The sequence below is a fragment of the Kribbella sp. NPDC104740 genome, from assembly GCF_055583505.1.
Genome location: NZ_JBVJNV010000004.1, coordinates 141,000 through 154,119, shown reverse-complemented (window position 1 = coordinate 154,119; position 13,120 = coordinate 141,000). Strand labels below are relative to the sequence as shown.

At 71.2% G+C, this 13,120-nt stretch carries 9 protein-coding genes; 5 read left to right on the top strand and 4 right to left on the bottom strand.

The window, feature by feature from the left end:
* Positions 1 to 90: 90 nt before the first annotated feature.
* The 3 genes from ACZ6Z4_RS21720 (at position 91) to ACZ6Z4_RS21710 (ending at position 3,705) form a co-directional block, all read left to right on the top strand.
* On the top strand, positions 91 to 1,170 hold the full coding sequence (locus ACZ6Z4_RS21720) for a hypothetical protein (RefSeq protein ID WP_465567245.1): 1,080 nt from the start codon (positions 91 to 93) through the stop codon (positions 1,168 to 1,170).
* Positions 1,171 to 1,226: 56 nt separating this feature from the next.
* Positions 1,227 to 2,795: an AfsR/SARP family transcriptional regulator gene (locus ACZ6Z4_RS21715; protein WP_465567243.1), complete on the top strand. Its 1,569-nt coding sequence runs from the start codon at positions 1,227 to 1,229 to the stop codon at positions 2,793 to 2,795.
* 283 nt (positions 2,796 to 3,078) lie between these two features.
* Positions 3,079 to 3,705: a tetratricopeptide repeat protein gene (locus ACZ6Z4_RS21710; RefSeq protein WP_465567241.1), complete on the top strand. Its 627-nt coding sequence runs from the start codon at positions 3,079 to 3,081 to the stop codon at positions 3,703 to 3,705.
* Here the strand turns inward: ACZ6Z4_RS21710 and ACZ6Z4_RS21705 are convergent.
* Positions 3,692 to 5,731 carry a S9 family peptidase gene (locus tag ACZ6Z4_RS21705; protein WP_465567238.1) on the bottom strand — a complete coding sequence of 680 codons (2,040 nt, stop codon included), beginning with the start codon at positions 5,729 to 5,731 and terminating at the stop codon, positions 3,692 to 3,694. The two genes, ACZ6Z4_RS21710 and ACZ6Z4_RS21705, sit on opposite strands and share 14 nt — an antisense overlap.
* Positions 5,732 to 5,900: 169 nt before the next feature.
* Between ACZ6Z4_RS21705 and ACZ6Z4_RS21700 the strand changes: the two genes are divergently transcribed.
* Positions 5,901 to 7,250, top strand: a complete 1,350-nt coding sequence (locus ACZ6Z4_RS21700) for an FAD-binding oxidoreductase (RefSeq protein WP_465567231.1) — start codon at positions 5,901 to 5,903, stop codon at positions 7,248 to 7,250.
* Between the two features lie 205 nt (positions 7,251 to 7,455).
* On the opposite strand, the gene ACZ6Z4_RS21695 is transcribed toward ACZ6Z4_RS21700, so the two are convergent.
* Entirely contained in the window at positions 7,456 to 9,960 is a 2,505-nt protein-coding gene (locus ACZ6Z4_RS21695; protein ID WP_465567226.1) for an ATP-binding protein, read from the bottom strand.
* 144 nt (positions 9,961 to 10,104) lie between these two features.
* Positions 10,105 to 11,571, bottom strand: a complete 1,467-nt coding sequence (locus tag ACZ6Z4_RS21690; RefSeq protein WP_465567223.1) for an NCS2 family permease — start codon at positions 11,569 to 11,571, stop codon at positions 10,105 to 10,107.
* 61 nt (positions 11,572 to 11,632) lie between these two features.
* On the opposite strand from ACZ6Z4_RS21690, the gene ACZ6Z4_RS21685 reads away from it, so the two are divergent.
* On the top strand, positions 11,633 to 11,953 hold the full coding sequence (locus ACZ6Z4_RS21685) for a DUF2530 domain-containing protein (RefSeq protein WP_363665896.1): 321 nt from the start codon (positions 11,633 to 11,635) through the stop codon (positions 11,951 to 11,953).
* A 202-nt stretch (positions 11,954 to 12,155) separates the two neighbouring features.
* On the opposite strand, the gene ACZ6Z4_RS21680 is transcribed toward ACZ6Z4_RS21685, so the two are convergent.
* Positions 12,156 to 13,064, bottom strand: coding sequence for a DUF3027 domain-containing protein (locus ACZ6Z4_RS21680; RefSeq protein WP_465567217.1), 909 nt, complete (start codon positions 13,062 to 13,064; stop codon positions 12,156 to 12,158).
* Between the last annotated feature and the right edge of the window lie 56 nt (positions 13,065 to 13,120).

The window sequence follows — 13,120 nt, the reverse complement described above, 5'->3', positions numbered from 1 at the left end:
TCGTTAGCATAACTCATTACCTTTGCTAACGAAAAAGAGTTCCTGGGCATTCCACGGAGTGGTCCGGGGCGGCCGGTAGGGTGAGCCGCCATGGGGACACCGGTCGAGCTGGCGAAGTACGAGCAACGGTTCCGGCGGGCCGGGCTGCCGCTGTTCATCGAGGACTTCTCGCCGACCCACGACATCTTCGCCCGGGCCACCCCGGTGCTGGCGCTGGTCTTCCTGGCCGAGGTGCTCGGCGCGATCGAGCTGACCTGGACCTGGTGGCAGAACGCCCTGGCCGTGCTCGGCGGGCTGGCCGTGCTGATCGGCGGCTTCGGCCTGCTGAACGGGATGCGTGGCCGGCCGTTCTGGTCGTTCCCGACCCGCTTCGGCACGCCTGAACTGGCCGTCTTCGTGCTGCTGCCGGCGCTGCTCCCGGTGATGTCGCACTTCCAGTGGAAGCAGTTCTTCGGCGTCGCGGCGAGCAACCTGGTGCTGATCGGTGTCGTGTACGTCGTGGTCGGCTACGGCCTGATCGGGACCACGGTCTGGGGCGTCCGCCGGCTCGCCGGCGAGCTGGCGAACTCGCTGGCCAGCCTGATCCGGGCGCTGCCGCTGCTGCTCGTGTTCTCCCTGGTGCTGTTCGTGAACACCGAGATGTGGCAGGTCTTCGCGGGCATGCCGATCGCGTTCATCGTGCTCTCGGCGATCGCGTTCGCGCTGCTCAGCGACCTGTTCCTGGTGCTGCGGCTGCCCCAGGAGCTGGACCGGATCGAGCGCGACGCCGGCTCCGGCCCACCGCTGCGCCGGATCCAGCGGCTGAACCTGAGCATCAGCCTGGTGGTCCGCCAGTGGATGCAGGTCCTGGTGGTCAGCGCCGGCGTCGGCGCCTTCTTCGTTGCCTTCGGCATGCTCGCGATCAGCGCCAGGATCTACGGCGAGTGGGGTGTCGACACCGGCTCCTGGTTCTACACCTTCGACCTGCTCGGCCACCCGGTCCTGATCAGCGCCGCCCTGGTGAAGGTCGCGATCGGCATCGCGAACTTCACCGGGCTCTACTACTCCATCTCGCTGATGACGGATGCCACCTACCGCACCGAGTTCCTCGACAACGTCACCGACGAGCTCCGCGAACTGTTCACGGCCCGGACGGAGTACCTGGAACTGCGATCCCGGCTCGTCGGCTGAGCGCTGCCGCTAGGCTCTGAGGCCTGGGGCAGCACGTGACGAGGCGGTGACAGCCGGTGGACGAGATCCGGGTGCGGTTCTTCGGCGGGCTGCGGGTCCTGCGCGGCGACCAGGAGCAGCCGCTGTCGTCGGGCCGCCTGCGTGACCTGACGGCCGTCCTGGCGCTGTCGACCGGTGAGCTCGTCCCGGTACGGACGATCGGCGACCGGGTCTGGGGCGAGGACCCGCCGCAGCGACTCGCGCCGACCGTGCACACCGGGATCTCCAGGCTGCGCAAGATCGTCGGCGCGGACGTCGTACGGGCCGGTCCGAGCAGCTACGGGCTGGCCCTGCCCCGCTCGGCCGTCGACGTGCTGTGGTTCTCGGACGAGGTCGAGCGCGCCGCCGGCCGGCCGGTGCCCGCCGACGAACGCGCCGTACTGCGGAGCGCGCTCGCCGGGTGGACCGGTCCGCCGTTCGCCGACCTCGGGTCGCGGTGGTTCGCGGACACGGTCGCACCGGCACTGACCGAGCAGTACCTGAGCGCCCGGGAGCGCCGGATCGACCTCGACCTGGCCGACGGCGGGCTGGAGGCGCTGGTGGTCGAGCTGCGCGAGCTGATCGCGGCGTACCCGCTGCGGGAGTCGCTCCGGTACCGGCTGATCAAGTTGCTCGCAGCAACAGGCCGGTACGCCGAGGCGCTGGCCGGCTACCAGGAGGCCCGGGCCCGGATCGCCGGCGAGCTGGGAGTCGAGCCCGGACCGGAGCTGCGGGCGCTGCACACCGAGCTGCTGGCGACCGACGCGCCGGCCGCGCAACCGAGCCGTCCACGGCCCGCTGAGCGGGTGCCCCGGCAACTGCCGCCGGACTCGGTCCGGATGATCGGCCGCGACGCGGCGGTGAAGCGGCTCGACGAGCTGGTCACCGAGCTGGACCGGCCGGACCCGCCGACGGTGATCGCGGTGATCTCCGGGGTCGGCGGCGCCGGCAAGACCACCCTCGCGGTCAGCTGGTCGCACCGGGTCGCCCACCGCTTCCCCGACGGCCAGCTCTACCTCGATCTCCGCGGCTTCGACCGGGCCGACGTCCTGTCGACCGCCTCGGCGCTGCGTGCGCTGCTGACCGGTCTGGGTGTTCGGGCCGAGCGGATCCCCGAGGAGGAGGAGAGCCAGGCCGCGCTGCTGCGCACGACGCTGGCCGGGCGCCGGATGCTGTTCCTGCTCGACAACGCCCGCGACGCCGTACAGATCAGGCCGTTGCTGCCGGCTGGCGGCTGCCTGGTCGTGGTGACCAGCCGGAATCGGCTCCGTGGGCTGGTGGTGCGCGAGGGCGCGCACCGGATCACACTGTCGCCGCTGGACCCGTCGGACTCGGTCCGGTTGATCCGTGCACTCGCGCCGCAGGCTCCGGACGACCAGCTCGGGGAGCTGGCCCGGATCTGCGGGCACCTGCCGCTGGCGCTGGCGATCGCGGGTGAGCACGCGGCCCGGCTGGAGCCTGACCAGGTGGCACAGCTGCCCGAGCAGATGCGGAACGAGCGCCTGCTGCTCGACGCGTTCGAGGGCGACGACCACTCCACCGACCTGCGGGCGATCTTCTCCTGGTCACCGAAGTACGCCGCCACAGGTACCGGATGCACGACCTGATCCGCAGCCACGCGGCAGAGCTCGCCACCCAACTGCCGCCGTCGGTCACCGAGCCCACGCTCGACCGGGGTGCTGTCCTGGTACCACTACACCTCGCACAACGCCCGGCTGCGCCGCGACGACCGAACGCGACCCGCTCACCTTCCACCTGATCGAGTCCTGCGGCGGCGACCTGCGCGGCCGGGACCTCGACCTGCTCACCGAGCTTCTCGGACTGGCGCTGGACAGCTCCCAGCGGCTCGACTCCACACTCCCCCGGGCCTTCGTCGAGAACGCGCTCGGCATGCGGTACATCGAGCAGGGCGCCGACTACCTGGCCGGTCTTGAGCACCTGCGCCGCGCTCACGACCTGTTCGCGGCGAACGGCCACGAGCTCGGGCAGGCGCGGACCATCGGCAACCTCGCCATCACCTACGACTCCCTGGGGCGCTACCAGGAGGCCATCGGCTGCTACGAGCAGTCGCTCGAGCTCAAGCAGCAGATCGGCGACGTGGCCGGTGCCGCCCGCTCCCGCGGCAACCTCGGCTACACCTACCGCAGGCTCGGCCGGTACGACGAAGCCGCCGACGTCCTCGGCAAGGCGATCACACACTTCCGGTCGATGCGCAGCCGCCGTGCCAGCTCCCTCGACACCCTCGGCACTGTCGAGCTGAGCCGCGGCCGGCTCGCCGAAGCGATCAGCTGCGGCCGGGAGGCGCTCCGGTTGCACCAGGACCTCGGCTACCCGTGGGGCGAGGCCGTCGTGCTGACCAACCTCGGGCGGAGCTACCGGGCCGCAGCCCTGCCGGCCGAGGCCGCCGAGGTCTGGCGGCGAGCGCTCGCCATCTGCGAGCGCATCAACCCGCCGGTCTCGGACGACCTCGAGCCGGACGAGCTCCGCCGTCTGCTGTCCGCGGTCACTCCACCCTGAGCGCCTCCCGGAGGAAGTTGAGCTGGTGGCGCATCAGGCCCTCGGCGGTGGCTTCGTCGGTGGGCATGTGGGTGGCGCCGGACAGCGGAAGGACCTGATGGGGGCGGCCGGCGGCCAGGAGGGCTGCGGAGAGGCGGAGGGTGTGGGCGGCGACCACGTTGTCGTCGGCCAGGCCGTGGACGAGCAGCAGCGGGCGGGTGAGGTTGCCGGCCTCGGGGATGGTGGAGCTGCGGCGGTAGGCCTCGGGGTTCTCGTCCGGGTGGCCGAGGAAGCGCTCGCGCCAGTGGGTGTCGTAGAGGGTCGCGTCGCTGGGGCCGGCACCGGCTACCGCGGCGTGGAAGACGTCGGGGCGGCGGAGTAGGGCGATGGTCGCCAGGACTCCGCCGTAGCTCCAGCCGGTGATGCCGACGCGGGTCAGGTCGAGGTCGGGGCAGTGCTCGGCGGCCGCGTGCAGGGCGGTGACCTGGTCCTCCAGCGGGAGCGACAGGGTGTCGCCGTACACGGTCTTGTCCCAGGCCGGGCCGCGACCCGGCGTACCACGGCCGTCGGCGATGATCACGGCGAAGCCGTGCTCGGCGTACCACTGGGCTGTCGGGAAGAGCGGCGTGCTGGCCCGTATTGCTACCTGTAGCGCTGGGCCGGCGTACGGGGACATGAGGACGGGCAGTGTCATGCCGGGCTCGTACCAGGTCGGCAGGACGAGCGCTGTGCGCAGCTGGAGCTCTCCTGCGTGCAGCCAGGTGATGCGGGGTGCCAGCGACGGCTCAGCGGCCAGCGACTGGATCTGCCGCCCAGTACGTCGTACGGCGTACGTCTGGCCGCTCTCGGTGTTGGAGGTGACCACTCCGCCAGCCACTGCGTGCACGCCGGGAGTGCTGGTGAGCTGCTGGAGTCCTGTCGAGTCGTGCACCCACAGGTGGCGCTCTGTGGGCTCCTCATTGGCCTGGAAGAGCACCGCCTCGCCGGTGACGTCCAGTACGGCGCGGAGCTGGAGGCCCTCCGGTGTCACCGGCTGACCGTCGATCAGCAGGCGGCGGGTGGAGGGGGTGTCGTCAGCGACCACCAGCTTGCCGGAGGCGGTCCTGGCCGGCGTACCGGGCACCAGCTCGACCCATGCCGGGTCATGCTGCTCGTGCAGCAGCTCGGTGCGGCCGGTATCGGGGTCGGCGGCCAGCACCCGCACGGTCTTCTGGTCGCGGGACTGCACGCTGACCAGTACGCCGTGCTCGTCCCAGGCGACCGTCGGCAGGTACTCGTGGTCGCCGCAGCTGATCTCGGTCGAGCCGCCGTGCAGATCGAGCACGTGCAGGGTGACCAGCGCGTTCGCCGTACCGGCTGCTGGGTATGCGATCTCGCGCGGACGGCTGCCGGGGTTGGCGGGGTCGGCGATCCACCAGCGCTGGACCGGCGACTGGTCGACCCGGGTGGCGAGCAGCCGGGTGCCGTCGGGCGACCACCAGTGGCCGCGGTGGCGGTGCATCGACTCCGAGGCGACGTGCTCGGCCAGGCCCCAGAACACGTCGGGCCCGGCCGCGGCGACCTGGAGGTTGTTGCCGTTGGCAAGCTCCAGGGCGTGCAGCGCACCGTCGGACGCGTAGGCGACCCGGCGGCCGGTCGGGTCGAGCCGCGGGTCGACGACCGGGCCGGCGGTCTCCAGGAGACGCAGCGCGCCGGTTTGCAGATCGAGGTGCCAGAGCTGGCCGTTGACCGGGAACACCACGACCGACAGCTCGGCATCGGCGGAGAAGGTGACGATGCCGTTGCTGCGCTCGCGGGCACGTTCGCGGCGGACCTGCTCGGCCTCGGGGACCGGGCCGTCGGCGCCGAGCTGCTCGGGAGTGACCAGCAGGCGCTCGTCGTTGCCGTCCAGCAGCCACAGACAGCTGGTCCGGTCCTCGGGGCCGCGGGTGCGCAGGAAGAGCACGCGCTCGCCGTCCGGCGTACTGGTGAAGGCTTTCGGCTGCCCCAGCGAGAAGCGCTGGGTGCGGGCCGCGTGGGCGGGGTAGGTCTCGCGGTAGTTGTCCATAACCGGGAGTCTTGGCGTCCTAGCAGCAACCGCGGAGGGGGATTTTTACGCTCGGAGAGCCCGAAGACACAGACAGTTTACCAAGCCCCACGAGATGGGTAGGCGGCGCCCCAAAGATGAGCAGGCGCTGCCGATGTGAGCGGGTCCGGCGTGCACTGCAATGGAGAGCATGACGACCGATCTGATCGCCCACCTGCGCACGACGATCCACGGCTCCGTGGTGACTCCCGACGATCCCAGCTGGGACCAAGAGCGGCTCGCGTGGCACCTCCTGGTCCCGCAGCAGCCGGCCGCGATCGTGCACGTCGACGGGGTCGAGGACATCCAGACGGCGGTCCGGGCGGCCCGCGCGTTCGGCGTGAAGGTGGCCGCGCAGCCGCGCGGCCACGGCGCCACCGCCGACACCGCGACCGGCACCATCCTGCTCCGGTTCGACCGGCTGCGCGGGATCGAGCGCCGCGACGACGTGGTCCGGGTCGAGCCGGGCGTGCAGTGGCGCGAGCTGAACGCCGTGCTCGAGGGCACCGGCTACATCGCGCTGGCGGGCAGCAACGGCGACACCAGCGTCGTCGGCTACTCGGTCGGCGGCGGCCTGAGCTGGTTCAGCCGCAAGTACGGCCAGGCCGCGCACCAGATCCGCGCCATCGACCTGGTCGATGCCGAGGGCAACCACCGGACGGTGACCGCGGACCACGACCCGGACCTGTTCTGGGCGGTCCGGGGCGGCGGTGGCGAGTTCGGCGTCGTCACCGCGCTGGAGCTGCAGCTGCAGGCCGAGGAGCAGGTGTACGGCGGCCGGTTGATCTGGCCCGCCGAGCACGGCCGCGAGCTGCTGCGCGCGTTCGCGGCGGTCGCCGGTGACGCGCCGGAGGAGCTGAACGTCTGGGCCTGGCTGATGAACCTGCCCGACGTCGACCCCGTTCCGGAGCCGCTGCGCGGCCGCTGGTGGATCGCGATCGACGCCGCCTTCCTCGGCGACGGCGACGACGCGGAGAAGCTGCTGGCACCGCTGTACGACGTCGCGGCGCCGGCCTTCGGCGAGCTCGCCGTCGTACCGTTCGGCCAGGTCGGGTCGATCGCGCAGGAGCCGGAGGACCCGATGCCGGCGATGGGCCGGATCCGGCTGCTGACCGAGTTCGGCGGCGAGGCGATCGACACGCTGCTCGACCTGCTGCTGGACGGACCGACGCCGATCGCGATGGTCGAGGTGCGCCAGCTCGGCGGTGCCTTCGCACGGCCGCGACCGGGCGACGGTGCGGCCGGGGTGATCGAGGAGCCGTACCTGCTGCTCGCGGGCGCGCTCGCGATGGCACCCGGCGACGCCGACGAGATCGAGAACGCCTTCCACAGCCTGCACACGGGGATGGGCCGCTTCCTCAGCGACCGGGTGCCGCCGAACATGGCGACCGTCGAGCCGATCGAGCAGCTCTACCCGGCGGAGACGCTGGAGCGGTTGCGGGCGATCAAGCGACAGGTCGACCCGCAGGACGTCATCCGCGGCAACCACCCGGTGCTCTGAAGAAACGCAACCCATCAACAGCTTTCAAGTACCGGCCACCGATCGAGGGTCGGTACTTGAAACGAGAGATCCACAGCTTTCAAGTACCGGCCACCGATCGGGGGACGGTACCTGCCAACGAGAAACGGGGCTTGAGCCCATGGGTCCACGGCGCACCGCTCTGCCGCCGTGGGCCCATGGTTCGCCGGAGCGGGCTCGGGGTTGCTCAGGCGGACTGCTGCTCCCGGGAGAGGCCGAGCGAGCGGGCAGCGGCAGCGGCCTCTCGCCGGGAGCCGGCGCCGAGCCGGTCGAGGATGCCCGAGACGTGCCGGTCGACCGTCCGTACCGACAGCACCAGCTCGGCCGCGATCTGCGGGTTGGTCAGCCCGTCGGTCAGCAGCACCAGTACGTCGAGCTGCCGGTCGGTGAGCCCGCCCGGGTTCTTCCTGGTCCGCGCCTGTGCTCCCCGCGGGATGCGCAGCGCCCCCAGCTCCTTCAGCCGCCGCCGGACCAGCGCCGCAGCAGGTGCGGCACCCATCCGGTCCAGGATCTCCAGCGCCCGCAGCATCGACTCGGTCTCCCCCGAGTCGGCCAGCCGCAGCGCGTCCTCGTACGGGTCGGCGTCGCGCTGCCAGCCCGGCATACCCGGCAGCAGGTGCATCATCTGGTTCACCACGGGGATGTCGCTCAGCTGCTCGACGTGGTCGCGGATCGACTCCCACACGTCGGTCTGGTCGTTCAGCCAGGCCCACTCGGCCAGCGCGAACGCGGCGTACCCCTGGCCGGTGTGCGATCCCTGCTCCAGCCCACGCTCCCACGCGCACACCAGGAGCTTCTCGGCGTCCGGGTCGCCGCGGCGGGCCAGCAGGCGGCCCAGCGCCGAGTGGCTCATCACCGACATCATGCCGTCGTCGTCCACGGTGTCCAGCAGCTGCCGCAGCCGCTGCTCGGCCTCGTCCCAGCGGCCCAGGCGCAGGTCCAGCAGCGCCTGGTGCACCTCCAGGTTGTAGGCGTGCGAGCCGAAGCCGTGCTCACGCACGTAGGCGAGCCCGTCGCGCAGGCACTCGGCCAGCTCGGTCCAGCGGTAGCCGCGGTACAGCATCTCGGCCAGGTTCGTGTAGCCGCGGGCAACGGCTTCGTAGTCCCCGGTCGACCGGGCCAGCTCGATGCTCGTCCGCAGCTGGGTGAACCCGAACGGCGAGCCCAGGTCGCACCAGGCGACGCCCAGGTAGTTGTGGCAGAGCGCGTCGATGTCCGTCCGGCCCGCCTCGACCGCACGGTCGTGGGCCAGCTCCAGTGCCGGGATGGCCTCGTGGGCAGCACCGGTGAGCACCATCAGCATCGCCCGGCTCGCAGCAGCCGACGCCTGCACGGCGGGCGAACCTGTGTACTCCGCGACCTCGACAGCGCGCTCCCCCGCCTGTACGGCGGCCGGCGTATCGCCTGCCATGTAGAGGAACCGGGACTGGCGCAGCAGGGTCTCGGCCAGCGCGGTCGACTCCCCCAGCTGCTCGAACAGCCGCACCGCCTGGTCGCCGGCTTCGACAGCTTCGCCGAACCGGTGCGCGATGTGCAGCTCCCAGGCGTACGCGTCCAGCAGGCCAGCGCGCTCAGCGAGGACCAGGCGGTCGGCGTACGGGAGGACTGCTTGCAGGTTGGTCAGCGCCTGCCGATGCGACCCGGCACGGCTCGCCTCCCGGGCAGCCAACGGCGCCTGTGCCAGCACGGTGTCGATGTCGCCCGCCTCGACGGCGTGGTGGACCAGGCGGAAGCGGTGCACGTCCGGGCAGCCCAGCATCACCTTCAGCACGCGGCGGTTCAGGGACCGGCGGCGCAGCGGCGGCAGCGCCTGCTCGATCGCCCGCCGGGCGAGGTCGTGGCGGAAGGCGATCCGGTCGCCCGCCGTCTCCAGCAGGCCGATCTCCTCGGCCTCGGTGAGCTCGGCGAGCCCGGAGTCGAGCACGGCCTCGACGTAGCGCAGGTCGACGGCAGAGGGGATCACCGACAGCTGCTCCAGCGCTGCACGGCTCTCCTGCGACAGCCGGCGGATGCGTGACAGTACGGCGTCCACCACTGTCGCGGGGATGGTCTCTTCCGTCCCGGCGAGCACCTCGGTCAGGTAGAACGGGTTGCCACCGGTCAGCTCGTACAGCTCGTCGGCGTCGCGACCACTGCCTGCTGCGATCGCTCCGACCGCCGCACGCGACAGGGGGCTCAGCGCGATCCGCCGCATCGGTACGTCGGCCAGTGCACCGAGCCACGCGCGCAGCGGGTGCCGGGTGTCGATGCTGTCCTCACGGTAGGTCAGTACGACGACGGAGCCGGGGAGCTGGTCGAGCCGGCGTACGACGTACCGGAGGAGGTCGAGGGTGGCGTCGTCGGCCCAGTGCACGTCCTCGACGATCAGCACCGTCGGCTGCTCGAACTCGCGCAGCACCGCGTCGAATACCAGGTCGGACGGAACCGGCCGGTCCATCGGCCCGCCGGAGCCGCGGAACGCGTCCCGGATCGGCTGCAGCAACGGCGGTACCAGGAAGTCGTCGCAGGACCCGATCAGGACCCGGCGCTCGGACCCGATCCGCGCGACCAGCTCGCGGACGAGCGTGGTCTTGCCGACCCCGGCCTCACCGGTGACCAGCACCGTCGACCCGGTGCCGTCGCGGAGCAGCTCGAGCAGTTCCTCGACCTGATGCTCCCGTTCCCAGACGTGCGTCATTGTTCCCTGGCTCATTCCGAACCCCCGGCGGTAGCCGGCGACACGCCCCCGAGTCGCCGTGACCACGACAGCCTAGTCACCCCCGAGGGGGTGACCAGGCACGCTGGTTGAGACCTTGACGAGAATCAGACATCTTGTCACGTGGTCTGCCCGAAAGGGTCAGGTCAGCCAGTCGCCGAGCGGCCCGATCGCGAAGTACACGACGAACAGCGCCGACACCACCCACATCAACGGGTGCACCTGACGGGCCTTGCCGCGGACCACCTTGAGCAGCACGTAGGAGACGAAGCCGGCACCGATGCCGGCCGAGATCGAGTACGTGAACGGCATCAGGATGATGGTCAGGAACGCCGGGATCGCGACCTCGAGGTCGTCGAAGTCGATCCCCTTCACCTGCGTCATCATCAGGAACCCGACCAGCACCAGCGCCGGCGTCGCGGCCTCGTACGGGACCAGCGTCACCAGCGGCGCGACCACCATCGAGATCAGGAAGCAGATCCCGGTCACCACGCTGGCCAGCCCGGTCCGCGCGCCCTCACCGACGCCGGACGCCGATTCGATGTACGACGTGTTGCTGGACACCGACGCGGCCCCACCGGCCGCCGCGGCGACGCTGTCCACGATCAGGATCCGCTGCGCGTTCGGCGGGTTGCCGTCGGCGTCGAGCAGGTTGGCCTCGGCGCCGATCGCGGTCATCGTGCCCATCGTGTCGAAGAAGTCGGCCAGCATCAGCGTGAAGATCAGCAGGATCGCCGACACCGCGCCGATCTGCTCGAACGAGCCGAACAGGTTGAACTCACCGAGCAGGTCCAGGTTCGGCTTGCTGAACCAGCTGTCCGGCAGCGACGGCACGCTCAGGCCCCAGCCGCCCGGGTTGTCGGCGGTGCGGGCGCCGACGTCGGTGATCGCCTCGACCACGATCGCCAGCACGGTCGCGACCAGGATGCCGATCAGGATCGCGCCCTTCACCTTGCGCGCGTACAGCGTGACGATCAGGACCAGGCCGACCACGAAGATCAGCACCGGCCAGCCGCGCAGGCTGCCGCCGACACCGAGCTCGACCGGCGGGCCGGTCGGTGCCGCCGGACGGCGTACAAAACCGGCGTCGATGACACCGATGAACGCGATGAACAAGCCGATGCCGACACTGATCGCCACCTTCAGCTGCCGTGGCACGGCTTCGAAGACGGCTCGGCGGAACCCGGTCAGGACCAGGATCAGGATGATGATGCCCTCCAGCACCACCAGGCCCATCGCGTCGGCCCAGGTCATCTTGGACGCGACCGAGTAGGCCAGGAACGCGTTCAGGCCGAGGCCGGTGGCCAGCGCCAGCGGGAAGTTCGCGACCAGGCCCATCAGGATCGTGATCACGCCCGCGATCAGCGCGGTCGCGACGGCGACCTTCGCGATCGAGGCGGTCGGGTCGGTGCCGCCGCCGACGTACTGGCCGGTGCTGTCCTTGACCGTACCGATGATCAACGGGTTCAGGACGACGATGTAGGCCATTGTGAAGAAGGTGACCAGACCACCCCGGATCTCCCGGGGGACGGTCGAGCCGCGGTCGGTGATCTTGAAGAAGGAGTCCAGGAAACCGGGGCGGGAGGCAACAGCCGGGCGCTCGCTCATGACCGCATCGTGCCAGTCGGCCGTCGCCGGGGCGAGCACCGGTCGGGGTTAAGGTGATCAGGTGGCAGACGAGAAGCCGGCACCGGCGTCGAAGAAGCGCAACGACCCGACCAGTCAGCTGGCCCGCGGCGAGCTGGTGCACGCCGAGGTGAAACCGCTCGACCTGTCCGGCATCCCGACCGTGATCGCCGGGATCGTCGCGTGGGCGCTGGCGTTCGTGGTGGTGCTGATCTTCCACGACGACCTGAAGCGCTCCGGCGACGAGTGGTGGCTGTGGGTCACGGTCGCCGGCTTCGGCCTGGGTTGGATCGGGCTCGCGTACTGCAAGCGCCGCTGGACGAGCATCCAGGCCGGGCATGGAGCCCCGGCCCACGAGGACTGACCCCGCTCCAGCGCCTGCCGCAACCACCGTTGCAGCACCCGCCGCGCGCACGCCCTTCAAGTCCGCGCCGCCCCAGCGCCTGCCGCGCCCGCCCTCAAGTCCGCGCCGCTCCAGCGCTCGCCGCGCGCACGCCTGTCAACTCCACGCCCGCCGCGCGCACGCCTTTCAAGTCCGCGCGGCTGCTGACGAGCCGCGCGACCCGTCAGTCCTTCTCGACGACCTCTTCGACGCTCGCGGCGACTTCCTCGACCTCGTCGTCCGACGTCGGCTCGGCCGCCGCCTCGACCTCGGCCTGAACGGCGTCCGCCTCCGCGGCCTCGTCCCCCGCCTCGGCCGGCTCCGACGACATCGCCAGCTCGTCGTACCCGGTGGTGTCGAAGGCGTGCTCGGTCGACGGGTGGTCCGGGGCGTCGATCACGACGTCCGAGTGCGCCCCGCAGCCGTAGTCGTACGCGACGACGCGACCCTCACCGGGAGCCATCTCGTTCGCGCACGCACCGAAGGCCTGGCCGAGGCTGTCGGCCAGCCGGATCCAGTACCCGCACGAGTTGCACTTGAACGGCACGGCCTGCGCGATCGGCGACGACGGGCCGAAGTCCCCGGCGTACCAGCGCTCGGCGGCGTCCTCACGACCGGCCGGCGACAGCACCCGCTCGCGACCGAGCCCGAGCTCCTCGACGACCGCGAGCACCTCGTCGGGCGCGCCGGTGGTGTCGGTGTAGCCCGGCTCGAGCCGCGGGTCGTCGGGCAGCGTCGGGAACAGGTCGCCCGGCCGCAGGTCACCCGGCTGGACGCGCTCCGACCACGGCACCCACTCGGGCGCGACGATCGCGGCGTCGCCCGGCAGCATCACGACCTCGTTGACCGTGACCGTCTTCGCGCGCGAGGCGCGGGTGACGGTGACCGCCCAGCGCCACCCCTGGTACCCGGGGTGGGTGGAGGCGAAGTAGTGCGTGACCAGCCGCTCGCCCTCGACCGAGTGGCCGAGGTGCTCCCCGACCTGAGCGGCGCCGGCTTCCTCGATCGCGGCGTCGCGGGCGGGTTCCACCGCCGCGACGCAGACGGCGTCGGGCTTGGCGCGGACCGGTTCCGGAGCTTTGACGGGAGTCACAGTCGGTCATTCTCGCACGCCCCACCAAAGGAAACCGAACCGTGCCGCGCCTGCGC

What these genes read in the sequence shown, in the direction of transcription:
- ACZ6Z4_RS21720 (WP_465567245.1), top strand. Translation starts at nt 91, where the DNA reads ATGGGGACACCGGTCGAGCTGGCGAAGTACGAGCAACGGTTCCGGCGG.
- ACZ6Z4_RS21710 (WP_465567241.1), top strand. Translation starts at nt 3,079, where the DNA reads ATGCGGTACATCGAGCAGGGCGCCGACTACCTGGCCGGTCTTGAGCAC.
- ACZ6Z4_RS21705 (WP_465567238.1), bottom strand. Translation starts at nt 5,731, where the DNA reads ATGGACAACTACCGCGAGACCTACCCCGCCCACGCGGCCCGCACCCAG.
- ACZ6Z4_RS21700 (WP_465567231.1), top strand. Translation starts at nt 5,901, where the DNA reads ATGACGACCGATCTGATCGCCCACCTGCGCACGACGATCCACGGCTCC.
- ACZ6Z4_RS21695 (WP_465567226.1), bottom strand. Translation starts at nt 9,960, where the DNA reads ATGAGCCAGGGAACAATGACGCACGTCTGGGAACGGGAGCATCAGGTC.
- ACZ6Z4_RS21690 (WP_465567223.1), bottom strand. Translation starts at nt 11,571, where the DNA reads ATGAGCGAGCGCCCGGCTGTTGCCTCCCGCCCCGGTTTCCTGGACTCC.